Source organism: Geodermatophilus chilensis (assembly GCF_002802985.1).
Taxonomy (GTDB): domain Bacteria; phylum Actinomycetota; class Actinomycetes; order Mycobacteriales; family Geodermatophilaceae; genus Geodermatophilus; species Geodermatophilus chilensis.
In genome coordinates, this window is the sequence record NZ_NVPT01000079.1 from 1 (window position 1) to 26234 (window position 26234).

Below are 26234 nucleotides of genomic sequence, written 5' to 3' on the forward strand. Positions count from 1 at the left end.
TTTTTCTCCGTGTGTTTTTTGTTAGTCATCCGTCGCCCAGCGAGATCTACACGTTGGGAGTCGCCGGCAGCTCCAGTTGTGTATCAGAGCCAGCCGGGGCCGGTCCCGGGGCGCGGCCCCGACCCGCCCCCGCTCCGCCCCGGGCGCGGGCGCTCGTCGCTCATCCCGCTCACCGCCCGCTGATCCCGGACAGCAGCCAGCGGCCGTCCTCGCGCACCAGCTCGGTCTGGATCCGGTAGCGCAGCACCTGGGCCTGCGGGCCGGCCGTGCTCTGCTGCGTGGACTGGATGACCAGCACCACCGTCGCCTCGTCCTCCTCCGCGCGGGTCACCCCGGCGCCGACCACCTCGGTGCTCACCACCGCCTGGGCGTCGACGAGCTCCTGCCGCCGGTCCTCGAGCTGCGCCAGGGACTCCTCCTCCAGGTCGCCGGTGGCCACCCGCCGCACCTGCTCGATGTCCTCGTCGAGGGTGAGGTGGTCGAAGGAGGTCAGGTCGACCACCCCGGAGCGGGCCGCCTGGAGCACCTCGACGTAGGTGTCGGTGCGCACCGCGGACTCCGGCGCGGTCAGCCGCGGCCACAGCAGGGTCCCGATGCCGGCGAGCAGCGCCACCAGCAGCACGGCCAGCACCGGCACCAGCGGCACGGGAGGACGGCGGCGTCCGGCGTCCTCCCGGCCCGGCTGGTCGTCGCTGGTCACGCGGGCCATCCTGCCGGTGCGCCGCTGCGGGGCCGCGTCGGTCGGGGGCGTGGGCGCGTCGGTGTCCTGCACCGGGGTCGTGGCCACGCCGCTCAGCCCAGCGTCCGGGCGAAGGGGACCGCGTCGAGCAGCCCGCCGACCACCTCGTCGAGGACGGCGGTGGCCGGGGCCCCGGGGGCGGCCCGGTCCTGCGGACCCGGGGCGCCGACGCCGCCGTCCCCGCCGATGTTCTCCGCACCGCGGATGTTCGAGCCGGACTCGTCGACGTCGTCCCCCGGGTCGGGGTCCCGGCCGGCGACCACGTCGCAGCCCACGGCGTCGGTGTCCAGGGCCGCGACCGCGCCGGGGCTGCGGGTCCGCCCGGTCGAGGTGTAGCCGCTGACGCAGGCGTGCGGCTCGCCGGGGTTGAGCACCAACCCGAAGTGGGCGCGCATGGTGCCGCCGTCGTTGCGGACGACGGTGAACCCGCCGGACACCACGTCGGGGTAGGTCACCAGCAGCTGCTCGAGGCCGGCCAGCCGCGGGTTGTAGACGCCGTTGAGGACGTCGAGGTTGCGCACCAGCGAGCCCAGGCCCGGGCCGCCGCGGTCGACCAGCTCCTGCAGCGCGGCGCCGGCGTCGGGCGCGTTGACGACCAGGCCGCGCAGGTCGGGGTCGATCTCGACCAGGGTGTCGGTGACCCGCCGCAGGTCGGCCGCCCACTGCTGGATCGCCGAGCGGCCGGCGACCTGGGTGTCCAGGACCGTCTGCCCGTCGGTGATCAGCTGCAGCGTCTGCGGCAGCGACTCCTGCGCCCGGGCCAGCAGCAGGTCGCCGTTGTCGATCAGCCGGGTCAGGTCGTCACCGGAGCCGGCGAAGGCCCGCCCCAGCTCGTCGACGACCACCCGCAGGTCGTCGGGGTCCAGCGAGGTGACCAGCTCGTCCACGTCCAGCAGCAGCTGCTCGACGGGGATCGGGATGGCCGTCCGGTCCCGCGGGATGACCGCGCCGTCCTCGAGGAACGGTCCGTCGGCGGCGGCCGGGCGCAGGTCGACGTACTGCTCCCCCACCGCGCTGCGGGTGGCGACGACCGCGTCGGTGTCGGCCGGGATCGGCCCGGCGCCGGGCTCGATGCTGAGCGTGACCCGGACGCCGTCGTCCACCAGCGCCATGTCGGTGACCCGGCCGACCGAGACGCCGCGGTAGGTGACCTCAGCGTTGACGAAGATGCCCCCCGAGTCCTCGAAGTCGGCCGCGACGTCGTAGCCGGTGCCCAGCAGCAGCCGGTCCAGCCCGACGTAGGTGAAGCCGACGTAGGAGATCCCGAGCAGCGCCACGGCGGCGAACGCCAGGAGCTGCACCCTGACCTTACGGGTGATCACGGGGCGCCTCCCGTCAGCACGTCCGGCACGCCGGCGGGCCCGGTGCCGCTCCCCGGGGTGGGCGCCGGGCCGGCCCCGTCCCCGCGGCCCGACGCCGACGGGCCGGTCGTCGTCCCGCTGCCGGAGTTCCCCGGCGGGGAGCCCGGCGTGCCGCACTCGTCGCCGGCGAGGTCCTGCGGGTCCAGCTCGACCACCGCGCCGGTGACCGGGCCGACGGCGTACCGGCAGAGCAGCTCGCGGAGGTCGAAGGCGAGGGACGCCGTCATGTTGGTGAACAGCCCGTAGCCGCCGGTGCGCAGGTCCTGGCGGTAGTTGAGCGCCGACAGGGAGCTGGCCGGGAAGGGGTAGGTCAGCAGCAGGTCCAGCGAGCCGGCCAGGTCCGGGCCCGCGGCGGCGAGCCGGCTGATGACCGGCTGCAGCAGCCGCAGGTCCTCGACGGTGTTCGCGCCGGCCTGGTTCACGACCCGGGTGCCGACCTCACCGAGGCGGGCCAGGCTGTCGAGCATCGCGACCAGCAGGTCGCGCTGCTCGGTGAGCACGTCCAGGCCCGGGCCGATCGTGTCGAGCGCGGTCTCGATCGTCTCGGTGCGCTCGGCCAGGCCGGCCGCGAGGGCGTCGATGCTGTCGAGGGCGCGGCCGATCTCGTCGCGCTGCTGGTCCAGCCCACCGATCAGGGTGTCCAACTCGCGCAGCGTGGTCCTGATCGCGTCCTCGCGGCCCTCGAGCGCGACGCCGAGCTCGCGGTTGATGGTCTGCAGCTGGGCCAGCCCGCCGCCGTTGAGCACCAGCGACAGGGCGCCGAGCAGCTCCTCGACCTCGACGTTGCGGTTGGTGCGGTCCAGCGCGATGAGCGAGCCGTCGGTCAGCTCCCCCCGGGGCTCCTCGTTGCCGGGGGCGGCCAGCTCCACGAACTTCTCGCCGAGCAGCGAGGACTGCCCGATCATCGCCACCGCGTTGGCGGGCAGCTCCACGTCGCCGTTGACCTCGACGGTCACCAGCGCCGTCCAGTCGTCGCCGAGCTCGACGGACTCCACCCGGCCGACGGGGACGTCGGCCACCCGGACGCCGGCCTGCGGCACCAGGTCCAGGACGTCGGCGAACTGGATCTGCACCGCGTAGGCCTCCTCGCCGAGGTCCGCGCCGCCGGGCAGGTCCAGGGAGTAGGCGCCCCGGAACCCGCAGCCGGACAGCAGCAGGACGCCGGCGGCCAGCGCCGTGACCCGCCGGCTCACTGCGCGCCCCCGGTGACCGGCGGCACGCCGACCAGCGACGCGCCGCCGCCGGCCGGCGCGGTGCCACTGCCGAACACCCGCGTGAGCAGGTCCTGCAGGTCGGGGACGCCGTTGCCGTCGAGGTCGTCGACGGTGCCGTCGTTGCCCGGGTCGCCGGAGAGCAGCCGCGCACAGATCTGCTCGGTCGGCGGCAGCTGCAGGAAGGCCGGCAGGTCGCCGGCGTCGACGCCGGCCAGCTGCAGCCGGCCGGACTGGGCCAGCAGCTGGCAGACGACCACCTCGGGTGCGGTCGAGCCCACCGAGTTGTCGCGGGTGTCGAGCGTCCCGAAGTCGGGGTTGTAGGCGTGCGCCAGGTTGCCGATCGCGGCCGGGGCGACGTCGAGCACCTCGGCCAGCGCCTGGCGCTGCTGGACCAGCACCAGGGTGACGTCGGCCAGCCGGTCGACGTTCGTGGTGAGCAGCGCGGTGTTGGTCTGCACGAAGGTCGCGACCTCCCCGAGGGCCTGCGAGAGCAGCCGCACGGCCGCGGCCAGGTCCTCCCGCTCGCCCGCCAGCTGGGCCTGCACCGCGGCCATGTCCTCGTTGAACCGGGCCACCTGGGCGTCGATGGACGCCAGGGCCGAGGTGAACGTCTGCAGGTTCTCGATCGAGCCGAACAACCCGTCCCGGTTCTCCGAGAGGGTCTGCACCGCCTGGGAGAACCCGGTCAGCGTGCTGCCCAGGGCGTCGCCGTTGCCCTCGAGGTTGTCCGCCCCCACGGCGAGCAGGTCCGACAGCGCCCCGTCGGCGTTGGCGCCGGTCGGGCCCAGCGCCGCGGACAGGTCGTCGAGTGCGCCGTAGACGGCGTCGAGCTCGACCGGCACGGCGGTGCGCTCGAGCGGCAGCTCGGCCCCGTCGGCGAGGGTGGCGCCGCCGTCGTAGACCGGGGCGAACTGCACGTAGCGGTCGGACACCAGCGACGGCGCGAGGACCACCGCGTTCGCGTCGGCGGGGATGTCGTAGTCCTCGTCGACCAGCATGTCGACGCGCACCCGGTCACCGGCCGGCACCACGTCGGTGATCTCGCCGACGTCGATGCCGAGGATCCGCACGTCACCGCCCGCGTAGACGCCGACGGCGGAGCTGAACCAGACGGTCACGCGGTACTGACCGGCGGGACGCAGCACCGTCCAGCCGAGCGCGCCGACGAGCACGAGCGCGGCGGCCAGCGCGACGGTGCGCTGGAGGGGTCCGGTCACGGTGCCTCCTCGCTGGCGCTCGTCAGCCCCGTGCCGGCCGGTGCTCTGCTCATGCGTGAGCTCGCGAGCTCGCTCACGGTGCCTCCTCGCTGGCGCTCGTCAGCCCCGTGCCGGCCTGTGCTCTTCTCATGCGCGAGCTCGCGAGCTCTCTCACGGTGCCTCCCCACAGGACACGAGGCCGCCGGGCACCTGCGCGGTGCCGCCACAGACGGCCGCACCGACGACGCCGGGGACGAGGTTGTCGACGAAGCTGTCGAACCAGCGGCCGTTGCCGAGGGTGTTGGTGAACACTGTGACGAACGGCGCCAGGTTGGCGACGGTCTCGCCGAGGGCCGCCCGGTTGCGGGACAGGATGTCGGTGACGGTGGCTAGCTGCTGCAGGGCCGGGGTGAGGGCCTCGCGGTTGTCGGCCACCAGGCCGGTGAGCTGGTCGGCCAGCGTCTGGGTGTTGGTGAGGATGGCGTCGATCAGCTGCCGCCGCTCCTGCACCTCGGTGAGCAGCGCGTTCGAGTCCTGGATGAGCCGGGTGAACTCGCCGTTGCGGTCGGCGAGCACCTGGGTCACGTCCCGGGTGGCGGTGAGCAGCCGCTCGAGCTCGGCGTCGCGGGTGGCGATCGTGTCCGACAGGCGGGCCAGCCCCGCCAGGGAGGTCCGCACCTCCTCCGGCGTGCTGGCGAAGGTCTCGGCGAGCACCTCGAAGGAGCCGGCCAGCTGCGCGGTGTCGATCTCCTGCACGGTGGTGGAGAGGTCGGCGAAGGCCTCGACGACGTCGTAGGGGGACGCCGTGCGATCCAGCGGGATCCGCTCCTCGGGGTCCAGCGGCGCGCCGCCCCGCGGCACGAGCGCGAGGTACTTGGCGCCCAGCACCGTCTCGATCTTGATGGCGGCCTGGGAGCGGTCACCGACGAAGGCGTCCCTCACCCGGAACTCCACGGTGACCGCGCCGTCCTCCAGCGCCAGGCTCTCGACCTGGCCGACCTTGACGCCGGCCACCCGCACCGGGTCGTCGGGCTTGAGGCCGGCCGCCTCGGAGAACTGGGCGCGGTAGACCGTCCCCCCGCCGATGAGCGGCAGCGACTGCGCGTTGAACGCGAGCAGGACCAGGGCGGCGATCACGCCGAGGCTGATCGCGCCGACGACGACCGGGTTCCGGTCGCGGAAGGGCTTCGACCGACGGGCCATCAGCCGCACCCCTCGCCGCCGGTGGACAGGCCACCCTCGGGGACCTGGGTCCCGCTGGTCTCACCGGGCAGGACGACGTAGCCCGAGGCCCGGCACATGTAGAAGTTGAACCAGCTGCCGTTGACCGCCGTCCGCGTGATCAGGTCGATCTTGGTCGGGGCCAGCTGCAGGAAGCCCTCCAGGACGTCGCCGCTGTCGGCCAGGTTGCCCGCGAGGTCGCCCAGGGCGGTGATGTCCTGCTGCAGCGGCGGGCGGGCCTGCTCGAGGAACCCGCTGGTGGTCACGGCGAGCTGGTCGACGGTCTGCAGCGAGTCGAAGATCGCGTCGCGGTCCTCGGCCAGGCCGGTGACGAACTGCTGGAGGCTCACGATGAGCCCGGACAGCTGCTGGTCGCGCTCGGCCAGGGTGCCCATCACGGTGGTCAGGTTGTCGATGACGCTGCCGATGACGGCGTCGCGGTCGGCCAGGGACGACGACAGCGAGGCGACGTGGCCGAGCAGGCTCTCCACGGTGCCGCCCTCGCCCTGGAACACCTGGATGATCTCGAACGACAGCCGGTTGACGTCCTCCGGCGAGAGCGCCTGGAACAGCGGCTGGAACCCGCCGAAGAGGGTGGTGAGGTCCAGCGCGGGCCTGGTCCGGGCCAGCGGGATGACCTGCCCCGCCTCCAGCGTGCGGCCGGCCGACCCCTCCCCCTCGGTCAGGGCGACGTAACGCTGCCCGACCAGGTTGCGGTAGCGGATGGTGGCCTGCACGCCGGACGGCAGCGGGACCGCGGAGGAGACCTCGAGAGCCACCTCGGCCACCGGGTCGTTGGTGCCCTCGGCCAGCCCGATCCCGGTGACCTGGCCGACGCGGACGCCGGCGATGCGGACCTCGTCGCCCTCCACGAGACCGGCGACATCGCTGAACTGGGCGCGGTAGGCGACCTGGTCGCCGTACCCGGCGTTGGTGATCGTCGTGACCAGCACGTAGCTGGCCAGCACGGTGACCAGCGCGAAGACGACCAGCTTGACCAGCGGCGCGGTCATGCTCCTCACGGCGTTCCCACCGATCCGCGGACGTCCGCTCCGCTCCTCGCCCGTTCCTCGCTGCGGTGCCCGCTCACGGGACCACCACCTGCGTCCCGCGCAGCACCGGCGCCAGGGTCGCCGCCGAGACGTCCGGGACGTCCTCCGGGGCCACTCCGGACTGGTGGGCGAGCAGGCTGCGGACGAAGTCCAGCTCCGCCGTCGACCCGGCCAGCCGCAAGGGCACCGCGTTGCCGGCCCGCGCCGTCGGGGTGGCCCGGTCGTGGTCGCCGGCGCCGTCGTCCGGGCCGCTGCCGCCCAGGCACACGGGGTTGCCGGTCTGCGGGTTGTCCGGGGAGTCCACGCCGTCGTCGGACGGGGTCGGGCAGTAGTACTCGCCACGCTCGGCGGCGGCGATGATCGCGTCGATGTCGTCCAGGCCCCGGCAGTCCGGTCCCGAGCGGTCGACGTAGGCCGGCTGGTCGCCGGGCTGGTAGGGGTTCCGCGGCGGCATCGTGACGGTGATGTTGAGGTTCAGCGCCGGGTCGCCGTCCCCGCCGAAGGCCTCGGTGATCATCGGGTTGAAGCGGGTCAGCCCGTCGAGCAGGCACGGGTACACCGGCGAGTACTCGGCGAGCAGCCCGAGGATCGGCCGGGAGCTGTCGGCCAGCGAGATGAGGCTGCGCTCGTTGGTCTCCAGGAAGCCGGCGGCGGTCGCCGACGAGCTGCCGACCACGGTGAAGGTGCGGCGCAGCTGCTCGGCCTGGTCGACCAGCGTCGTCGCGGTGACGGCGAGGTCGTCGAGGACGGCGAGCAGGTCGTCGGCCGCCCCCTCGTAGGTGTCGGCGACGTCGGCGAGCCCGGTGATGTCGGCCTGCAGCTGCGGCAGCACGGTGTTGAGCTCCCCGACGTAGTCGCCGATCGAGGCGAGGTTGCGGCCGAGGTCCTCGCCCCGGCCGCGCAGTGCCCCGGCGACCGCGCCGAGGGTGTAGCTCAGGTCCTCCGGTTCGACGGCCTGCAGCAGCGGCAGCAGGTCGTCGATGACCCGCTGCAGCTCGACGGCGTTCTCGGTGCGGTCCTGGGGGATGACGTCACCGTCGGCCAGCCGCTCGGCGGAGGGCTGTTCGGGCAGCTGCAGCGCCACGTACCGCTCGCCGAACAGCGTCTTGGGCAGCAGCCGGGCGGTGACGTCGGCCGGGATCTGCGCGAGGTGCTCGGGGAGGATGGCGAGCTCGATGCGGGCGCCGTCCCCGCTGGCCGAGACCTCCCGCACCTCGCCGACGAGGACTCCGCGCACCTTGACGTCGGAGGCCTCCTGCAGCTGGTTGCCGACGCTGTCGGTCTCCAGCGTCACGCGGGCCACCTCGGTGAACGCCTTGGTGTAGAGGGCCACCGACAGCCCCAGCAGCAGGGCGATCACCACGAGGAAGGCCAGGCCCTGCAGCCGCCGACGGAGGACGTTCATCGCCCGCTCACCCCGCGATCCGGACGGTCGTCGTCGAGCCCCAGATCGCCAGGCTCAGGAACAGGTCGATGACGTTCACCGCGACGATCGAGAACCGGACCGCGCGTCCCACGGCCAGGCCCACGCCGGCCGGGCCGCCGGAGGCCCGGTAGCCGTAGTAGCAGTGGGTCAGGATGATGACGACGGCGAAGACCAGCACCTTGGCGAACGACCAGAGCACGTCCTGCGGGGGCAGGAACAGGTTGAAGTAGTGGTCGTAGGTGCCCGCCGACTGGCCGTAGGCCTGCGTGGCGATGGTCCGGGTCGCGAAGTAGCTCGAGAGCAGGCCGATCACGTACAGCGGGATGACCGCGATGAAGCCGGCGACGATCCGCGTGGTCACCAGGAACGGCAGCGAGGGCACGCCCATGACCTCGAGGGCGTCGATCTCCTCGTTGATCCGCATGGCGCCGATCTGCGCGGTGAAGCCGCAGCCGACGGTGGCCGACAGCGCGAGGCCGGCCACCAGTGGGGCGATCTCCCGGGTGTTGAAGTACGCGGAGAGGAAGCCGGTGAACGCCGAGGTGCCCAGCTGGTCCAGGGCCGCGTAGCCCTGCAGGCCGACCTCGGTGCCGGTGAAGAAGGACAGGAACGCGATGACGCCGACGGTGCCGCCGATGACGGACAGCGCACCGGTGCCGAAGCTGACCTCTGCGAGCAGCCGGAGGGTCTCCCGCTTGTAGCGGCGCAGCGTCCGCGGCACCCAGCCGAGCGCCCGGCCGTAGAAGCCGAGCTGGTCGCCGAGGTCGTCGAGGGTGTCGAGGGGACGACGGGCGGTGCCGGCGAGCCGGCGCAGGCCCAGGCGGACCCGGTCCACCGGGTTGAGGAGGGCCATCACGCCCCCTTCGGGGGGACGAGCTGGAAGTACACGGCCGTCAGCACGAAGTTGACCGCGAACAGCAGCAGGAAGGTGATGACGACGGCCTGGTTGACCGCGTCGCCGACGCCCTTGGGCCCCCCTCCGGCGGTCAGCCCCTTGTAGGAGGCGACGATGCCGGCGATCAGCCCGAAGACCAGCGCCTTGATCTCGCCGGACCAGAAGTCCTCGACCTGGGCCAGCGCGCTGAACGAGGCCAGGTAGGCGCCCGGCGTCCCGCCCTGGAGGACGACGTTGAAGAAGTAGCCGCCCACGACGCCGACCACGCTGACCAGGCCGTTGAGCAGGACGGCGACCAGCATCGAGGCCAGCACCCGGGGGACGACGAGGCGCTGGATCGGGCTGATGCCCAGCACCTCCATCGCGTCGATCTCGTCGCGGATCTTGCGGGCGCCGAGGTCCGCGCAGATGGCCGAGCCGCCGGCGCCGGCGATGAGCAGGGCGGTGACGATGGGGCTGGCCTCGCGCAGGACCGCGAGCACGGAGGCGGACCCGGTGAAGGACTGGGCGCCGAGCTGGCGGGTCAGCGAGCCCAGCTGCAGGGCGATGACCGCGCCGAACGGGATCGCCACCAGCGCCGTCGGCAGGATCGTCACGCTGGCGACGAACCAGGTCTGCTGGACGAACTCGCGCAGCTGGAACGGCCGCTTGGGCAGCGACCGGGCGACGTCGAGGGCGAAGGCGAACAGGTTGCCGCTGGCCCGCAGCGGGCGCGTCGGCGAGTACCTCCCGTCGAGCAGCCCCGGGGCCTGCGGCTCCTCGGGGGCGCTCACCGCCGGCCCCGTGGCGCCGGGAGCACGCGGGCCTCCCCGACCTCGTCGTCGGCAGCCCAGTGCCGGCCACCCGCGACGGGCGTGGGCTCGAAGACCCCGGCGTCGGCCTGGGTGAGCAGGTCGGCGGGCAGCGTGGCGCGGATGGCGTCGGCCGTGGCCGGGTCGTAGGTGTGCAGCATCCGCGCGACCCGCTCCTGCCGGCGGCGGACGGCCTGGCGCTCGGGCAGCCCGGGCGAGGGCGGCAGCTGCGGCGGGACGGCGTCCCCACCGGTGGCGCCCTTGGGGCCGACGCCGTTGTGCTGGTCCCCGCCGCGCGCCTCCAGGGCCGCCATCTCGGCCTCGACCTGGGCGACGTCCTTCTCCTCGCTCATCCCGATGGGCCCCTCACGGCGGCCGTTCAGGAACTGCCGGACCACCGGCTCCTGCGACGTGAGCAGCTGCTCGCGCGGGCCGAACATCGCCAGGTGCCGGCGGAAGAGCAGCCCGAGGTTGTCCGGCACGGTGCGGGCAGTGCCGATGTCGTGGGTGACGATGAGGAACGTGGCGTCGATCTGCGCGTTGAGGTCGACGATCAGCTGGTTGAGGTAGGCCACGCGGACCGGGTCGAGGCCGGAGTCCGGCTCGTCGAACAGCACGATCTCCGGGTCGAGGACCAGCGCCCGGGCCAGCCCCGCGCGCTTGCGCATGCCGCCGGAGATCTCGCCGGGGAGCTTCCCCTCGGCGCCCTGGAGACCGACCATCTCCATCTTCTCGAGGACGATGCGCCGGATCTCCGACTCGCCCTTCCGGGTGTGCTCGCGCAGCGGGAAGGCGATGTTGTCGAACAGGTCCATCGAGCCGAACAGCGCGCCGTCCTGGAACAGGACGCCGAAGAGCTTGCGGACCTCGTAGAGCCGGGACTCCCCGCACCGCACGATGTCGGTGTCGCTGATGACGATCGAGCCGCGCTCGGGCTTGAGCAGGCCGACGAGCGACTTGAGGAACACCGACTTGCCGGTGCCCGAGGGGCCGAGCAGGACCGAGATCTCACCGGGCGGCAGCGTCAGGGTGACGTCGCTCCAGATGTTCTGGCTGCCGAAGGACTTGCTGAGCCCCTCCACCTGGACCGCGACGCCCACGCTCGTCCTCCTCCGTCCGCTCCCGGCACCGGTGCCGGTCGACCGCCCTACCGATCAGTAACGAGAGGGCCGGGCTGAGGTTACGTACGTCACGGGAAGCCGGTGACCCGGCTCTCACCTGCACGGACGGTGGGCCGCAGGGTCCACCCGGACGGGGACGCGCGGACGACGCAGGGGCCGCCCTCCAGGTGGAGGACGGCCCCTGCGGGTCGTGCCAGGGGGTGCGTTCCCCGGTCAGACGGCCGGGGAGGGGGTCACTTGACGGTGACGGTGGCGCCGGCGCCCTCGAGCGCGGCCTTGGCCTTCTCGGCGGCGTCCTTGTCGACCTTCTCCAGGACCGGCTTCGGCGCGCCGTCGACCAGGTCCTTGGCCTCCTTGAGGCCGAGCGAGGTCAGGCCGCGCACCTCCTTGATGACCTGGATCTTCTTGTCACCGGCGCTCTCGAGGATGACGTCGAACTCGTCCTGCTCCTCGGCGGCCGGGGCACCGCCGTCGCCGGCGCCACCGGCGGCCGGGGCGGCCGCGACGGCGACCGGGGCAGCAGCGGTGACCTCGAAGGTCTCCTCGAACTGCTTCACGAAGTCGGACAGCTCGAGCAGCGTCATCTCCTTGAACGCGTCGAGCAGCTCCGTGGTGGACAGCTTGGCCATGATCTCTCCTTCTGGGGTCAGTCGGTGCTGGCCGCAGCGTCCGCGGCGTCAGCGGTGTCGGTGGTGGTGTCAGCAGCTACGTCATCCGAGGCCTGGGCGGCGGCGGCGGAGTCGGCGCCCTCGGCGGGCTTCTTCTCCTGCAGCGCGGCGGCCAGCCGGGCGACCTGCGAGAGCGGGGCCTGGAACAGACCCGCGGCCTTGCTGAGGTTGCCCATCATCGCGCCGGCCAGCTTGGCCAGCAGGACCTCGCGCGGCTCGACGTCGGCGAGGGCGGTGACCTCGGCCGCGCCGACCGTGCGGCCCTCGACCACGCCGCCCTTGACCACGAGCAGCGGGTTGGCGCGCGCGAAGTCACGGATGGCCTTGGCCGCGTTGACCGGGTCGCCCTCGATGAAGGCGATCGCGGTCGGGCCGTTGAGCAGCGGCGCCAGGTCGGCGTGGCCGACCTGCTCCGCGGCCCGCTTCGTCAAGGTGTTCTTGACGACGGCGTAGCTGCTGCCCTCACCGAGGGAACGGCGCAGCTGGGTCAGCTGGGCCACGGTCAGCCCGCGGTACTCGGTGAGCACCGCCGCGCTGGACGACTGGAACCGCTCGGTGATCTCGTCGATCACCGCGGCCTTCGCCTGCGTGGGCATGGGCCTCCTCTCGTCTGTCGGGCGGACCACCGGCCGGTGCACGACGACGGGCGATCAACCGGGCCCGGAGACGAGGAACGCCCCGGCGCAGGCGCACGGGGCGAAGAACGCGGGCACACGGCACCGCGTCGATCGAACCGTCCTCCTGCGCGGGCCGCCCGGACTCCGGGACCTTCGATCGCACGCGGACGTGCGACGACCAGCGGTCGTGGGGGGAACGGGCCCAGCATACATCTCGTCGAGTCGACGCCGCTGTCGCCGTCCTCACCCGGGCGGCAGCGACGCCCTCACCCGGCGAAGACGGTCGTCGGAGACGCCGAGGGCCCCGCCGCGACGTGCGCTGCGGGGCCCTCGTGCGGCCCGTCCCGAGGCTCACCCCGAGCCTGCGAGGGGTGAGGAGGACGCCCCCTGCAGGGTCCCGCCGCGAGTTCGCGAGTGGCGGGGGCAGGGGGTGCTTTTCAGGCGGTGGGCTCGTCCACCGTCAGGTTGCGGGTGCGGTTCGGGTCGACCGGGATGCCCGGGCCCATCGTGGTGGAGATGGTGACCTTCTTGACGTAGCGGCCCTTGGCGGCGGCCGGCTTGGCGCGCAGCACCTCGTCGAGGGCCGCGGCGTAGTTCTCCACCAGCTTGGTCTGGTCGAACGAGGCCTTGCCGATCACCAGGTGCAGGTTGGCCTGCTTGTCGACGCGGAAGTTGATCTTCCCGCCCTTGATGTCGTTGACCGCCTTGGTGACGTCGGGGGTCACCGTGCCGGTCTTCGGGTTCGGCATCAAGCCGCGCGGGCCGAGGATGCGGGCGATCCGGCCGACCTTGGCCATCTGGTCCGGGGTGGCGATCGCAGCGTCGAAGTCCAGGAAGCCGCCCTGGATGCGCTCGATCAGGTCGTCGGCGCCGACGACGTCGGCGCCGGCGGCCTCCGCCTCGGCGGCCTTGTCACCGGTCGCGAAGACGATGACGCGGGCGGTCTTGCCGGTGCCGTGCGGCAGGTTGACGGTGCCGCGGACCATCTGGTCGGCCTTGCGCGGGTCGACGCCCAGGCGCATGGCCACCTCGACGGTGGCGTCGTAGGCCGTCGGCGACGTCTCCTTGGCCAGGGAGGCCGCCTGCAGCGGGGTGTAGAGGTTCTCGCGGTCGACCTTCGCGGCCAGCTCGCGGTACTTCTTGCCGTGCTTCGCCATGGTGGTTCCTCTCCCCCGGCTCGTCGGCCGGGAGTCGTGTGGTGCACGGGCCTGGCGAGGCCCTCCCACGAGTGCTCGAACGGGCCCTTCGTGGACCCGTCGGTGGAACGCCGCCGGAGCCCGGCGGCTTCCGGCCCCGTCCCGGGTCCCACCCCGAGCCTGCGGAGGGTGGGGAGGATGGGGTCCTCCTACTGGACGGTGATGCCCATCGACCGGGCGGTGCCGGCGATGATCTTCTCCGCCTCGTCGAGGGAGTTGGCGTTCAGGTCGGCCATCTTGGTCTGCGCGATCTCGCGGACCTGGTCGCGGGTGACGGTGGCGACCTTGGTCTTGTGCGGCTCGCCGGAGCCCTTCTCCACACCGGCCGCCTTGAGCAGCATGCGCGCCGCCGGCGGGGTCTTGGTGACGAAGGTGAACGAGCGGTCCTCGTAGACCGAGATCTCGACCGGGATCACGTTGCCGCGCTGCGACTCCGTGGCGGCGTTGTAGGCCTTGCAGAACTCCATGATGTTGACGCCGTGCTGGCCCAGCGCCGGACCGACGGGCGGCGCGGGGGTGGCCGCACCGGCGTTGATCTGGAGCTTGATGACCGCGGTCAACCGCTTCCTGGGGGGCATGACTTCCTTCTTCTCAGCAGATCGGGTCGCAGGAGGGGCGACCGGATCAGATCTTCTGGACCTGGTTGAACGACAGCTCGACCGGCGTCTCCCGGCCGAAGATGGAGACCAGCACCTGCAGCTTCTGCTGCTCGGCGTTGATCTCGTTGATCGTGGCCGGGAGGGTGGCGAACGGGCCGTCCATGACGGTGACCGACTCGCCGACCTCGAAGTCGACGACGGCGGTCGGGGCGGCCGTGGTGGCGGTGCTCGTCGTCTCCGCCGTCTTCGTCGTCTGCGGGCCGGCCGCGGGTGCCAGCAGGCTGACGACCTCGTCGATGCTCAGCGGCGAGGGGCGGGACGTCGCGCCGACGAACCCGGTGACGCCGGGGGTGTTGCGCACCGCGCCCCAGGACTCGTCGTTGAGGTCCATGCGGACGAGCAGGTAGCCGGGCAGCTTCTTCCGGTTGACCTGGGTGCGCTTGCCGTTCTTGATCTCGGTGACCTCCTCGGTGGGCACCTCGATCTGGAAGATGTAGTCCTCCATGTCGAGCGACTGGATGCGCGACTCCAGGTTGGTCTTCACCTTGTTCTCGTAGCCGGCGTACGAGTGGATGACGTACCAGTCGCCGAACTGGCTGCGCAGCACCTTGCGCATCGCCTCGGCCGGGTCCTCGTCCTCGTCGTCCTCGGTCCGGTCGCCCAGCTCGTCGAGGTCGGATGACGGCGCCGGCGCGGCCAGCGGGTCGGTGGTCAGGCTGTCGGGCTCACCGCTCTCCACGGCGGGCGCCACGTCGGCCACGCCGGTGAGGGCGTCCTGGCCGGTGGTGTCGACGGAGCCCTCGGCGGCCCCGGTCTCGCCGGCGCCGGTCTCGACGTCCGCGGTGCCGCGCACGTCGAAGCGGGCGTCGTCGAGGTCGGTGGCCTCGACGGCGCTGTCGGTCTCGAACGGCTCGCGGGGGTCGGTCACGGTGTCTCTTCCTTGTCGGTGGTGCAGGCGCGGGTGGGCTCAGCCGAAGACGGCGAGCACGCCCTGGGCGAAGAGGAGGTCCAGGCCGGCCACCAGGGCGACGATGAAGGCCACGAAGACGATGACGACGGTCGTGTAGGTGATCAGCTCGCGGCGCCCGGGCCAGATGACCTTGCGCAGCTCCGCGACGACCTCGCGGAGGAACCGCCGGAGGCTGCGCCGCTGCCGGGTCTCGGCGGCGCGGTCGCGCTCCGCGGCAGCCCGCGACCGGGTCGCACCGCCCTCGGCGGGCCGGCCGGCAGGGCGGGACAGCGTGCGCTCGCGGGCGGCCCGGCGGGAACGGGGGGCCGGCTCCTCGTCCTCGTCGTCGCCCGTGGTGATCCGGCCACCCCGGCGGGCGCCGGTCTGGCGCGCGGACACCACCTTGTCCTCGCCACTCTCGGCCTCGGCGGCGACCTCGGCCTCGGCGGCCTCCAGCTCGGCGGCGTCGGCGACGCCGGGCGCCTCGCGGTCGAGCTGCTCGTCGATCGGCTCGGCGTCGGAGGCGGCGCGGGGGTCGCCCTCGCGTGCCGGCTTCTCGTCGCTCACTGCGCCTCGCTCGCCTCGCTGGTGGTGGCCGTTGTCCTCGGGCCGACGGTCGGTGGTCGTGCTGTCGTACGGGTCGTGCACGTCGCCGGCGGGGAGCCGGCGGCACGGGCAGGGGTGACAGGACTTGAACCTGCAGCCTGCGGTTTTGGAGACCGCTGCTCTGCCAATTGAGCTACACCCCTGTGCCCTGGGCCGGGCCCGGGACCGCGTTCCCGCTCCGGCCGACACCGTTCCCGCGAGGGGTTCCGGGGCACGCCGGTGGCGGGGTCAGTGGCCCCAGGACAGCCAGTGTACGGGACCGCAGACGACGGCAGTGAACCCGCCGGGCAGGGCCACCCCCGTGCCGGGCGCGAGAGCCGGCGGCGAGGTCGCAGTCGGGATCGGAGGCGACCGCGCACACCGTCCTCCGACATGATGGGGGCCATGACCGCCGTCTCCCCCTCGGAGTCCGCTGCCCCGTCCGCCGTGCCGTCGCCCGCCGACCGGCGCATCTCCCGCCGCATCGCCGCCATCGCCGAGTCGGCGACGCTGGCGGTGGACGCCAAGGCCAAGGCGCTCAAGGCCGCGGGCAAGCCGGTGATCGGCTTCGGCGCCGGTGAGCCGGACTTCCCGACGCCGGACTACATCGTCGAGGCCGCCGTCGCCGCCTGCCGTCAGCCGGCGATGCACCGCTACACCCCCGCGGGCGGGCTGCCGGCACTCAAGGAGGCGATCGTCGCCAAGACCGCGCGCGACTCGGGGCTGCAGGTCACCCCGGCCAACGTGCTGGTCACCAACGGCGGCAAGCAGGCCGTGTACGAGGCCTTCGCCACGATGCTCGACCCCGGCGACGAGGTACTCCTGCCCGCGCCGTACTGGACCACCTACCCCGAGGCGATCGCCCTGGCCGGCGGCGTGCCGGTGCCGGTCGTGGCCGACGAGGAGAGCGGCTACCTGGTGTCGGTGGCCCAGCTCGAGGCCGCCCGGACGCCGCGGACCAAGGTGCTGCTGTTCTGCTCGCCGTCCAACCCGACCGGCGCGGTGTACCCGCCCGAGCTGGTCGAGGAGATCGGCCGCTGGGCGCACGAGAACCGCCTGTGGGTGCTCACCGACGAGATCTACGAACACCTCACCTACGACGGGGCGACGGCGCCGTCGATGCCGGTCGTCGTGCCGGAGCTGGCCGACCGCTGCGTCGTCGTCAACGGGGTCGCCAAGACCTACGCGATGACCGGCTGGCGGGTGGGCTGGGTGGTCGGACCCGCCGACGTCGTCAAGGCCGCCACCAACCTGCAGTCGCACGCCACCTCGAACGTCGCGAACGTGTCCCAGGCGGCCGCGGTCGCCGCGCTGACCGGTGACCTGTCGGCCGCGGCCGCGATGCGGGAGGCCTTCGACCGGCGGCGGCGCACGATCGTGTCGATGCTGCGCGAGATCCCCGGGGTGGCCTGCCCGGAGCCGCGCGGCGCGTTCTACGTCTACCCGTCGGTCAAGGCGCTGCTCGGCCGCTCGATCGCCGGCCGGACGGCGGAGGACAGCGTGCAGCTGGCCGAGATCATCCTCGAGGAGGCGGAGGTCGCCGTCGTCCCGGGTGAGGCCTTCGGCACGCCGGGCTACCTGCGGATGTCCTACGCACTGGGCGACGACGACCTCGTCGAGGGCGTGACCCGGATGCAGCGGCTGCTCGTGTGAGGACCCGGGACGGGGCCGGAGCTACCCCGGGAGGTCGTCCTCGTCCAGGGCGCCTGCCCCGGTGAGGACGTCGAGCGCCGCCGGCAGGTCCGCCAGCGCCCGCGCGACGTCGTCCGGGGTGGCGATGGTCCACGCGTTGGCGTCGACGTAGCAGCGCAAGGCGGCGTCGAACGCCTCGGCGCCCGCGGCCTCGCGGGCGGTCACGAGCGCGGCGCCGCCCTTGCCGTACACGCGGCGGAAGTAGCCCGCGGCGGTGTCGAACTGGTCCATCGCGGCACCGACGTCACCGGGCGTGCCCAGCACCCGCGCCGCGTCGTCCGCGGACACCGGGGAGGCGACCGACTCGGCGTAGGTGGCGAACGCCTCGTCCAGCCACGGATCGCGGAACTGGGAGTCGCCGACCATCCCGTAGAACCACATGTGCGCAACCTCGTGCAGCAGCACCAGCCGGTCGGCGCCGGCCAGCAGGATCGAGCTGGGGTACTCGATGCCGCCGCCGTCGTCGGCCAGCAGCGGGACGGTGAGCGTCGCGTACGGGAAGGGTCCGAAGCGGGCCTCGAGCTGGTCGATCGCGGTCAGGGTCCACGCGGTGAGCTCGCGGGCCGCGACGTCCGCGCCGGGCAGCACGCCGGTCGTGACCTCGACCCCGCCGTCGCCGGTGGCGCTCGCGGTGTCGAACTCCCCCACGGCGACGCTGACGTCCCGGGCCACCGGCTCGACCGACGTCCAGGTGCGCCGGCCGTCCTGCGGCGCGGAGGGCTCGGCCTGGTCGCCGGTCATGAGCACGGTGAGCGCCTCGGGGGCCGAGACCGCGACGGTCGTGTCGGCGACCGGGCTCGTCGCCGTCTCGCCGGGCACGTCGACGAACGGGTCCCGGGCCCAGCCGACGCCGGGCTCCCAGGCCAGGAGCGGCGCGCCGCTGGCCCACCAGGAGACGCCGTCGGCCGCGCCCACCCGCTCGAAGCCGCCCTGGCCGAGGGCGAGCGTGAAGTCCAGGGCCACCTCGGTCGCCTCGCCGGCCGCCAGCTCCCCGTCCAGCCGGACGACGAACAGCCCACCGGGGCCCTCGGCACCGGCGTCCTCGTAGCCGCTGCCGGCGACGTCGTCCCCGCGCGCGGCGTCGACGACCAGACGGTTGCCGGCGGCGGCCGGCCGGGACCCGTTGGGGACCAGCCGGAAGACCAGCTCGTCGGTGGGCAGATCGGGGGTGAAGACGACGCTCTCGGTGCCGGTGACCGTGCGCAGGTCGTCGTCCAGCCGGAGGTCCAGCTCGACGACCGGCCGGTCGGGGTCCGGCTCGGCGCGCTGCGCGCAGTCGCCGTCGGACGGCGGCGCCGCGGGCTCCTGCGGCACGGCCGACCGCTCGGCGGCGAACGTGTCGACGAAGGAGGCTCCGCAGCCGGGGAGCAGCAGCAGGACGGCGCCGAGCGCGAGCAGGCGCCGCCGCGCACTCACGCCAGCTGAACGGTGGCGCGGGCCAGCGAGAGCACCTTCTCACCGCCGCTGGTGACGGTGAGGTCCACGCGGGCGCGGCCGTCCTCGCCCAGCGTGCCCACCTTGCCGCGGACGGTCACCTGCGCGCCGGCGTCGTCGTCGGGCACGACGACCGGCCGGCCGAACCGCACGTGGTACTCGACCAGCGCGCCCGGGTCGCCGGCCCAGGCGGTCACCGCGCGGGCGGCCAGCGCCATGGTGAGCATCCCGTGCGCGATCACGCCGGGCAGGCCGACCTCGGTGGCCACGCGGTCGTTCCAGTGGATGGGGTTGAAGTCGCCGGAGGCGCCGGCATAGCGGACGAGGTCCGCGCGGCTGACCGGGTAGGTCTGCTCGGGCAGCTCGGTGCCGACGGCGATGTCGGCGGCGCGCACGGTCGCGGTCATGCGGTCCCCCGGGCGACGAGCATCGAGGTGGCCGAGCAGACCGGCTCGCCGTCCTCCGTGGCGACGTCCACCCGGGTGGTGAGCAGGTCGTTGCCACCCACGCTGCGCACGGCCTCGATGGTGGGCGTGGCGACCAGCCGGTCACCGGCGCGGATGGGCCGGTGGTGGGTGAAGCGCTGCTCCCCGTGGACGACGCGGCTGTAGTCGAGCGCGACGTCGGGGTCCTCGACGACGACACCCGCCGCCGACAGCGTCAGGACGATGACGAAGGTGGGCGGGGCGATCACGTCGGGGTAGCCGGCCGCGCGAGCGGCCTCGGCGTCCCGGTGCACCGGGTCGGCCGCACCGATGGCCTCGGCGAACTCGGCGATCTTCTGCCGGCCGACCTCGTAGACGGCGGAGGGCGGGTAGCCGCGCCCGACCAGTGCCGGATCGAGCGCCATGCTCCCGCCCTCCCTCTCGCGAAACCGCTGGGTCAGCGGGTCTCGCGGTGCACCGTGTGCTTGCGGTCCTTCGGGCAGAACTTCTTCAGCTCGAGCCGGTCGGGGTCGTTGCGCCGGTTCTTGCGCGTGATGTAGTTCCGGCTCTTGCACTCCTGGCAGGCCAGGGTGATCTTCGGACGGATGTCGGTGGCTGCCACGGGGCGCTCCTCGCCTTGTCGATCCGCGACCGACGGACGCCGGACACGGCGACGGACCCCACACGTGGGGTCCGTCGGGAGTAGCGGTGACCGGATTTGAACCGGTGACACAGCGATTATGAGCCGCTTGCTCTGCCTGGCTGAGCTACACCGCCGGACGTGGCCGTGCGACCCGGTCTCGGCGACCGGGCCGAGCGGCCACTGTGTTGTTCCAGAGCCCCTTTACGGAATCGAACCGTAGACCTTCTCCTTACCATGGAGACGCTCTGCCGACTGAGCTAAAGGGGCGGGCTTCGAGCCGTCAGGAACTCTACCTGACGCCTCCGGGGGTCTGTCGCAGGGGGTCCCGGCGCGCTCAGGACCGCACGAACAGGCGCCGGTGCGGCGTGCCGGGGACGGCGGAGCGGACGCCGGTGCGGGCCAGGATCCAGTTCTCGAGCCGCTGGTCGGGCAGCGGCCGGCTGACCAGGAAGCCCTGGAGCTTGTCGCAGCCCATCTCGGCCAGCAGGTTGCGGGTCAGCTCGTCCTCGACGCCCTCGGCGACCACCCGCAGCCCCAGGTTGTGCGCCAGTTCGATGATCGAGCGGGCGATGAAGGACTCCCCCTGGCTGGTGGCCATCCCCAGCACGAAGGACTTGTCGATCTTCACCTCGTCGATGGGCAGCTGGCGCAACTGGGACAGCGAGGAGTAGCCGGTCCCGAAGTCGTCCATGGACAGCCGCAGCCCCAGGGCGTGCAGGTCGGCCAGGACGGTGCCGCTGCGCACGGAGTCGTCGACGACACTGCCCTCGGTGAGCTCCAGGGTCAGCAGCTCGCCGGGGACGGCGTGGCGGCGCAGCGCGCGCCGCACCCGGTCGACCAGGTCCGGCTCGGTGAGGCAGCGGGCCGAGAGGTTGACCGCCACCGACAGCGCGATGTCCTGGTCCAGCCAACGCCGGCAGCGGGCCAACGCAAGGTCCAGCACGTGGTCGGTCAGCGGCCCGATCCGGCCGATCTGCTCGGCCAGGTGGATGAACTCGTCCGGCGCGATCGACCCGTAGCGCGGGTGCGCCCAGCGCACCAGGGTCTCGACCGACACGATGTCCGAGGTGCGGGCGTCGATGATCGGCTGGAAGACGACGCTGATGTCGCCGTCGGCCATGGCCTGCTCGAGCTCGGTGCCCAGCTGCAGGCGGCGCAGGCTCTGCTGGTCGAGCACCGGGTGGTAGCTGGCCACGCCGCTCTTGCCCGCGCCGGCCAGCAGCGCGACGTCGGCCCGCTGCATGAGTGTGCCGGAGTCCGCGCCGTGCACCGGGGCCGCGGCGACACCGATGGTCAGCGTGACCTCGAGGTCCAGGCCGGCGACCCGGGCGCGCGTCGAGGTCGCCTCGCGCAGCCGCCGCGCGGCCCGCTCGGTCGCGGGCAGCGACAGCCCGGGCAGCAGGACGGCGAACTGCTCGCCCTCCATGCGCGCCAGGAGCGCCTGCGGCGGCGCGTGCTCGCGCAGCAGGCCTGCGGTGACCAGCAGCAGCTCGTCGCTGGCCGCGTGACCGAGGGTGTCGGTGACCTCGGCGTAGTTGTCCAACGAGGCGAGGATGAGGCCCGCGCGGCCGGCCACCGGGTCTGCGGCCAGCAGTTGGTCAATCTCCACCGCGAGCCGCTGACGGTTGGGCAGGCCGGTGAGCCGGTCGTGGTCGGCGTCGTAGCGGATCTGGGTCAGCAGCTGCTGCTGCCGGATCGCGGCGTTGACGTGGGTGAGCATGGAGTCCAGCGCCGCCCGGTCGCCATCGGCGAACGTGACGATGTCGTGGCGCCTGTCGCACACCTCGAGGTAGCCGGGCTCCCCGGCGGCGGTGGCCACCGGCGCGGCGAGCAGATCGTGGGCACCGCGGCGGGAGAGGGCGACCGCCTCAGCCTCGGTGGCGCGGGCGAGTGACACCAGGAGCGGCCCCTCGACCGCCCCCTCGGTGGCTTGCCGCCGGATGAGGTCGTCCGGGTCACTCGGGCCGTCGTACCAGCTCCGGCCGTCATCCGAGGCGACGACGAGCCGCGGCTCCTCGTCCAGGTACGGCGGCAGCCACAGCGCCACGCGCTCGGCGTTGAACAGCTCGCGGATCGCCTCGACGAGACGCCTCGGGCCGTCCTCGTCGGCTCCGATCTGTTCCACCTGGCGGGCGAAGGCATAGACCTTCTCCAGGTCCTGCCTCTCGCGGGACACCGCGGCGAACCGCCGGGAGAGGAGGACGAGGCCCGTCGTGAGCGGTGCGACGAGCAGCAGCGACCACGCCGTGGCGTCGACGAGGAGCAACACCGACAGCCCGACGAGGACCGCCATGGGCGTGACCGTTGCGGTGGCGAGCAACAGGCTGGTCCACAGGGCTCGGCCGGGGTACCCCTGCGTGGCGATGATCGCGAGACGGATCAGCACACCGCCCACGAGCGTGGCGAGGGCGACGGCGACCAGGTAGGACAGCCAGGTGACCGGCTCCGTCACCGCTCCGACCGGCAGCAGCTGCAGCACGCCGAAGGCGACGGCTACCTCGACGACCGCCACCGCCGTGTTGGCGATGACCTTGGCGGGACTGAAGCGCTGAGCGATACAGACAACCCCGACCGCCAGGGCCCGCGTGAGTGCGGTCCAGGTGGGACCCACCTCGACGAGGGCCACGACGAAGACCAGCTCCGTCGCCGAGATCGACACGCCCTGTCGACGGAACTCGACGTGGAGGTTGTAGCACTCGGCTACGACGAGGCCGGCCAGGATGACGACCACGATCACCGGGTTCACCGGCCGGAAACCGGTGGACCCGACCCAGATGGCCGCCGGCAGTGCGATGAGAAGGCTGAGCCAGCCGATGGCGGCGGGCCCCAGCGCGGCCACTGGCCAGCGCTGTACCGGGGCGTCCTGCTCGGCCACTGACACCTGTATTCGCCGGGGGGAGATGGGCGGAGCCGAGGCTAACAGCGGGTCGCCACCCCACCAGGGGCTTCCCAACGCCTTCCCCTCCGATGAGTGAGGGGAAGGCGCCCCCGGCGTCACGTGAGCCCGCAGCCGCCGCGACGGTCGACGGTCGGTCGACGTGGTGTCGCGTCGGCAGCGGAGGGGTCAGGAGGTCAGGCCGCCTGCCGGCTCCACTTGTGGCCCCGGCTCCACTTGTGCCCCCGGCTCCACTTGTGACCGCGGGTGTTGATCGTCGAGACAGTGCTGCTCATGACGCCTCCTCAGGCATGAAGGACTGCTTTCGCAATACAGGGCAGTCGTCCAGGCGCGGGGGCAGAGCGTTGGGTACGGACCGCGCCCGAGAGATTGCTGCCCGTCACCCGTTGGAGGCAAGCACTGTTGATCAGTCCGACACGATCGGGCGTCATGCCGTCACCGAACGTCACGTCATGTGACAGTGTGTACCCCTCTCGGGGTACACCCGCGATTCCTGTGACAGCGGGGAGCCGAGGGGCGGGTGGGGCTCGACCACGCCGGCGTGTCGCGGTGGGTCCACAGGCGCGCCTGCGCCCGGCCGGGGATCCCCCGATCGGGTCCACAGCGCTCCACAACGCCGTCCACAGCTCGTGGACAGGCCGGACGGCCACCTACGCTGCGCCGCGTGCAACGGGACGGGGAGGACGCCGAGCGCGGCTCGACGCTGCCGCTGGTCCTGGTGTGCTGGCTGGTGGCCGCCCTCATGGCCTTCGGTGCGATCGCCGCGTCCGACGCCTTCCTGGAGCAGCAGCAGGTGCAGTCGATCTGTGACGGCGCGGCGCTGGCCGCGGCCAACGCCACCGACGAGGCGGCCCTGTACGCCACCGGTGTCGGGACGGCGCTGCCGCTGACCCGGGCCAGCACGCAGGCGGCCGTCGCCGACCAGCTGGCCGACGGTGGGACGGTGCTGCAGTCCTGGTCCACCGAGACCGACGGCGTCGAGGTCACGGTGCGGTGCACCCGCTACGTCGAGATCGCGTTCGGCTGGCTCTTCCTCGGCGGGCAGCCGCTGGAGCGCACCGCCGTCGCCGGCGCCCGGGCGCCGACCGCCCCCTGAGACGCGCCGCGGCCCCCGACCTCTGCAGAGGTCGGGGGCCACGTGTACCGGGTGTGGCGGGTGAAGGATTCGAACCTTCGTAGGCTAAGCCGACGGATTTACAGTCCGCTCCCATTGGCCACTCGGGCAACCCGCCGTGGTGGTACCGGGAGAGCGTACAAGACAGCGGAGACCGGCCCGGGTGGTGGCCCGGGGACGCACCCACGGCCGGTGGACGACAGAGGACAAGGAGCACCGACACATGGCCGACTCGTCGTTCGACGTGGTGAGCAAGGTCGACCGCCAGGAGGTCGACAACGCCCTCAACCAGGCTGCCAAGGAGCTCTCGCAGCGCTTCGACTTCCGTGGCACCAACGCGACCATCGCCTGGGCCGGCGAGGAGGGCGTCACGCTGCAGGCCGACACCGAGGAGCGGGTCACGGCCGCGCTCGAGGTGTTCAAGGACAAGCTCGTCAAGCGGAACATCTCGCTGAAGTCGCTGGACGCCGGCGAGCCGCAGTCCTCCGGCAAGTCGTACAAGATCGGCGCCCGCATCAAGCAGGGCATCGAGTCCGACACGGCCAAGAAGATCGCCAAGATCATCCGGGACGAGGGGCCGAAGGGCGTCCAGGCCCAGATCCAGGGCGACCAGCTGCGGGTCAGCGGGAAGAAGCGCGACGACCTCCAGGCGGTCCAGCAGCTGCTGCGCGGCAAGGACCTCGACGTCGCCCTGCAGTTCGACAACTACCGCTGATCGACGGCCGGGCGCCCACCGCGGCGCCCGTGCGGGCCCAGCCACTCACGGCGACGGCCGGGCAGGCGCGGTGTCCTGCCCGGCCGTCGCCGGTGGGTCAGCGGGTGGTGACCCGCAGGACGACGCGGCCGCCGTCGTCCGTGGCGGTGGCGCTGAAGCCGAGAGCGCCCAGCGCCGCGAACCGCTCGGCCTCCGCCGCGGCGTCGCCACCCTGCGCGGCGAACTGGTCGACCAGCGCACCCAGGTCGACGAAGCCGATGACCCCGGCGGTGTCCGGATCGGCGACGGCGGCCCGGAACGCCGCGGAGTCACCGAGCCCGCCGTCCTCCGTCAGCGCGTCCACGAGGACCTGGTCCGTGGACAGGACGTAGCCGTCCTCCAGGGGCACGGTGGCGACCGGGAGGCCGATCTCGGGGCTGCCGAGCACCTCACCGAGGACCTGGACGGCCCCCTGCGGGTCGTCGGTCACGGCGCGGGCACCGAACTGCGGGGCCGTCACGTCGCCGACGACGGCCAGGACGAGGTCGTCGCCCAGGACGGTGCGCAGGTCGTCGGGCAGGTCGAGACCCAGGGCGGCGAGCTGTTCCCGGACCTCGGGTGGGACGCCGGACCCCGACGCGGTGGCCCAGGCCGCCGCGGTGGCGTCCCCGAGCCCGCTGACCGACAGGGCGGCGAGCGTGTCCTCGGACAGGTCGAGCACGAGGCGGGTGGGCTCGGTGGCGGCGACGGGGCCCGTGGGCGCCGTGGCACCACGGGTCAGGCCCTCGACCTCGAGCGCGTCGGACTCGGCGTGCACGCCGAGGACCACGCGCCCGGTGAGCGGCTGGCCGCCGAAGCCGGCGCCGGCCGACGGCACGGTCTCGCCGAGGACGCCCCCCAGGCCTGCGAGGTCGGCCCACGCGACGGCGACCTGATCGCCGTCGAGGGCCGCCAGGTCGCCGGTGTAGTCCTCGTCGTCGGCGAGGGTGGCGGCCGTGGCGACCAAGCGGTCGACGGTCTCCTGGGTCTGGCTGATGAGGACGTGGTCGTCGCGGACGGCGAACGCGAAGTCGGCGTCCTCCACCGCGCCGAGCCGGTCGGTCATCGCCTCCTCATCGGTGACCGCGAGGACGACGACGGGGGCGACCCCGGCCTCGATACCGGGCTCGGGGACCGCGGCCACAGCCATCCGGTCGCCCAGCCACGGCTCGACGTCGCTGTAGGAGAGGCCCCAGGGGTCGTCCTCGAGCAGCGGCGTGATCAGCGCGCTCCTCAGGTCGCCGTCGTCCCCTCCGGTCCTCAGGTGCGGGAACTCCTGCAGGAGGGAGGCCACCGCGGCCTTCTGTCCGGCGGCCGGGTCGAGGTCGAGCTTGACGAACCCGAGGGTGTCTGCGGGGAGCACCTCCTCCGGCTGCGGGCCGCCGCCGGAGAGGTAGGACGCCGCGGCGTAGCCGGCGCCCCCGAGGACGACGGCACCTGCGGCCGCCCCGGCCAGGACGAGTCCGCGACGGGCGCGGCGTGCACCGTGGGCCGGCTCCGGCGGGGCGGCCGCAGGGGCCGTCGTCCTCGGGCTGGCGCTGATACACATCTGACGCTGCCGACGACCCCCTACGTGGAGACCACGGTGGTCGGCGTAGCAGTACAAAAAAAAGATAGCGTAGAAACACAGTCACTCACACTCGAGCAAGCAATTGGGTACACATCAT

At 72.9% G+C, this 26234-nt stretch carries 25 protein-coding genes and 4 tRNA genes; 3 read left to right on the forward strand and 26 right to left on the reverse strand.

The window, feature by feature from the left end:
- Positions 1-169 precede the first annotated feature (169 nt).
- From CNO22_RS14460 to CNO22_RS14540, 17 genes are all read right to left on the reverse strand, one after another.
- Complete coding sequence (locus CNO22_RS14460) at positions 170-787, reverse strand: hypothetical protein (protein ID WP_100500041.1); 618 nt, start codon at positions 785-787, stop codon at positions 170-172.
- 5 nt (positions 788-792) lie between these two features.
- Positions 793-2061: an MCE family protein gene (locus CNO22_RS14465; protein WP_157936949.1), complete on the reverse strand. Its 1269-nt coding sequence runs from the start codon at positions 2059-2061 to the stop codon at positions 793-795.
- The gene (locus tag CNO22_RS14470; protein WP_100500043.1) at positions 2058-3293 is read right to left on the reverse strand and encodes an MCE family protein; all 1236 of its coding nucleotides are present in this window, start codon (positions 3291-3293) and stop codon (positions 2058-2060) included. The genes CNO22_RS14465 and CNO22_RS14470 overlap by 4 nt, the downstream gene beginning before the upstream one ends.
- Positions 3290-4531 carry an MCE family protein gene (locus CNO22_RS14475; RefSeq protein WP_100500044.1) on the reverse strand — a complete coding sequence of 414 codons (1242 nt, stop codon included), beginning with the start codon at positions 4529-4531 and terminating at the stop codon, positions 3290-3292. The genes CNO22_RS14470 and CNO22_RS14475 overlap by 4 nt, the downstream gene beginning before the upstream one ends.
- 150 nt (positions 4532-4681) lie before the next feature.
- Positions 4682-5713, reverse strand: coding sequence for an MCE family protein (locus CNO22_RS14480; protein WP_100500058.1), 1032 nt, complete (start codon positions 5711-5713; stop codon positions 4682-4684).
- Positions 5713-6744, reverse strand: a complete 1032-nt coding sequence (locus CNO22_RS14485) for an MCE family protein (protein ID WP_100500045.1) — start codon at positions 6742-6744, stop codon at positions 5713-5715. The genes CNO22_RS14480 and CNO22_RS14485 overlap by 1 nt, the downstream gene beginning before the upstream one ends.
- 73 nt (positions 6745-6817) lie before the next feature.
- Positions 6818-8188 (reverse strand): MCE family protein, encoded by a 1371-nt coding sequence (locus CNO22_RS14490; protein WP_100500046.1) that lies wholly within the window; start codon positions 8186-8188, stop codon positions 6818-6820.
- A 7-nt stretch (positions 8189-8195) separates the two neighbouring features.
- On the reverse strand, positions 8196-9062 hold the full coding sequence (locus CNO22_RS14495; RefSeq protein ID WP_232807038.1) for an MlaE family ABC transporter permease: 867 nt from the start codon (positions 9060-9062) through the stop codon (positions 8196-8198).
- The gene (locus CNO22_RS14500) at positions 9062-9877 is read right to left on the reverse strand and encodes an MlaE family ABC transporter permease (protein ID WP_232807039.1); all 816 of its coding nucleotides are present in this window, start codon (positions 9875-9877) and stop codon (positions 9062-9064) included. The genes CNO22_RS14495 and CNO22_RS14500 overlap by 1 nt, the downstream gene beginning before the upstream one ends.
- Complete coding sequence (locus tag CNO22_RS14505; RefSeq protein ID WP_100500047.1) at positions 9874-10995, reverse strand: ABC transporter ATP-binding protein; 1122 nt, start codon at positions 10993-10995, stop codon at positions 9874-9876. The genes CNO22_RS14500 and CNO22_RS14505 overlap by 4 nt, the downstream gene beginning before the upstream one ends.
- A gap of 254 nt (positions 10996-11249) precedes the next feature.
- On the reverse strand, positions 11250-11645 hold the full coding sequence (gene rplL / locus CNO22_RS14510) for a 50S ribosomal protein L7/L12 (RefSeq protein WP_091381031.1): 396 nt from the start codon (positions 11643-11645) through the stop codon (positions 11250-11252).
- A 17-nt stretch (positions 11646-11662) separates the two neighbouring features.
- Complete coding sequence (gene rplJ / locus CNO22_RS14515) at positions 11663-12280, reverse strand: 50S ribosomal protein L10 (protein ID WP_100500048.1); 618 nt, start codon at positions 12278-12280, stop codon at positions 11663-11665.
- Positions 12281-12738: 458 nt separating this feature from the next.
- A complete protein-coding gene (rplA, locus tag CNO22_RS14520) occupies positions 12739-13458 on the reverse strand; it encodes a 50S ribosomal protein L1 (RefSeq protein ID WP_100500049.1) in 720 nt (239 codons plus the stop codon).
- A 188-nt stretch (positions 13459-13646) separates the two neighbouring features.
- Positions 13647-14075 carry a 50S ribosomal protein L11 gene (gene rplK, locus CNO22_RS14525; protein ID WP_012950499.1) on the reverse strand — a complete coding sequence of 143 codons (429 nt, stop codon included), beginning with the start codon at positions 14073-14075 and terminating at the stop codon, positions 13647-13649.
- Positions 14076-14121: 46 nt separating this feature from the next.
- The gene (gene nusG, locus CNO22_RS14530) at positions 14122-15024 is read right to left on the reverse strand and encodes a transcription termination/antitermination protein NusG (protein ID WP_198588334.1); all 903 of its coding nucleotides are present in this window, start codon (positions 15022-15024) and stop codon (positions 14122-14124) included.
- Positions 15025-15063: 39 nt separating this feature from the next.
- Positions 15064-15612, reverse strand: a complete 549-nt coding sequence (secE, locus tag CNO22_RS14535; protein WP_198588335.1) for a preprotein translocase subunit SecE — start codon at positions 15610-15612, stop codon at positions 15064-15066.
- A gap of 109 nt (positions 15613-15721) precedes the next feature.
- Positions 15722-15794, reverse strand: a tRNA-Trp gene (locus CNO22_RS14540).
- A gap of 241 nt (positions 15795-16035) precedes the next feature.
- On the opposite strand from CNO22_RS14540, the gene CNO22_RS14545 reads away from it, so the two are divergent.
- Positions 16036-17283 carry a pyridoxal phosphate-dependent aminotransferase gene (locus tag CNO22_RS14545; protein ID WP_100500051.1) on the forward strand — a complete coding sequence of 416 codons (1248 nt, stop codon included), beginning with the start codon at positions 16036-16038 and terminating at the stop codon, positions 17281-17283.
- Positions 17284-17304: 21 nt separating this feature from the next.
- Here CNO22_RS14545 and CNO22_RS14550 read toward each other — a convergent pair whose 3' ends face one another.
- The 7 genes from CNO22_RS14550 to CNO22_RS14580 form a co-directional block, all read right to left on the reverse strand.
- Positions 17305-18738: a gluzincin family metallopeptidase gene (locus CNO22_RS14550; protein WP_232807040.1), complete on the reverse strand. Its 1434-nt coding sequence runs from the start codon at positions 18736-18738 to the stop codon at positions 17305-17307.
- Positions 18735-19163, reverse strand: a complete 429-nt coding sequence (locus CNO22_RS14555; protein ID WP_100500052.1) for a MaoC family dehydratase — start codon at positions 19161-19163, stop codon at positions 18735-18737. The genes CNO22_RS14550 and CNO22_RS14555 overlap by 4 nt, the downstream gene beginning before the upstream one ends.
- Positions 19160-19606, reverse strand: coding sequence for a MaoC family dehydratase N-terminal domain-containing protein (locus CNO22_RS14560; protein ID WP_100500053.1), 447 nt, complete (start codon positions 19604-19606; stop codon positions 19160-19162). The genes CNO22_RS14555 and CNO22_RS14560 overlap by 4 nt, the downstream gene beginning before the upstream one ends.
- Positions 19607-19638: 32 nt before the next feature.
- Positions 19639-19803: a 50S ribosomal protein L33 gene (gene rpmG / locus CNO22_RS14565; RefSeq protein WP_091156778.1), complete on the reverse strand. Its 165-nt coding sequence runs from the start codon at positions 19801-19803 to the stop codon at positions 19639-19641.
- Positions 19804-19884: 81 nt separating this feature from the next.
- A tRNA-Met gene (locus CNO22_RS14570) sits at positions 19885-19958 on the reverse strand.
- 60 nt (positions 19959-20018) lie between these two features.
- Positions 20019-20091 (reverse strand) — tRNA-Thr (locus CNO22_RS14575).
- A gap of 67 nt (positions 20092-20158) precedes the next feature.
- Positions 20159-22699, reverse strand: coding sequence for a putative bifunctional diguanylate cyclase/phosphodiesterase (locus CNO22_RS14580; RefSeq protein WP_100500054.1), 2541 nt, complete (start codon positions 22697-22699; stop codon positions 20159-20161).
- Between the two features lie 685 nt (positions 22700-23384).
- On the opposite strand from CNO22_RS14580, the gene CNO22_RS14585 reads away from it, so the two are divergent.
- Positions 23385-23816 carry a pilus assembly protein TadG-related protein gene (locus tag CNO22_RS14585; protein ID WP_100500055.1) on the forward strand — a complete coding sequence of 144 codons (432 nt, stop codon included), beginning with the start codon at positions 23385-23387 and terminating at the stop codon, positions 23814-23816.
- 54 nt (positions 23817-23870) lie between these two features.
- Here the strand turns inward: CNO22_RS14585 and CNO22_RS14590 are convergent.
- Positions 23871-23952: transfer RNA gene (locus tag CNO22_RS14590), tRNA-Tyr, on the reverse strand.
- Between the two features lie 105 nt (positions 23953-24057).
- Here CNO22_RS14590 and CNO22_RS14595 point away from each other — a divergent pair.
- Positions 24058-24549: a YajQ family cyclic di-GMP-binding protein gene (locus CNO22_RS14595; RefSeq protein ID WP_100500056.1), complete on the forward strand. Its 492-nt coding sequence runs from the start codon at positions 24058-24060 to the stop codon at positions 24547-24549.
- A 97-nt stretch (positions 24550-24646) separates the two neighbouring features.
- Here the strand turns inward: CNO22_RS14595 and CNO22_RS14600 are convergent, their stop codons facing one another.
- Entirely contained in the window at positions 24647-26116 is a 1470-nt protein-coding gene (locus CNO22_RS14600; RefSeq protein ID WP_100500057.1) for a hypothetical protein, read from the reverse strand.
- Positions 26117-26234 lie beyond the last annotated feature (118 nt).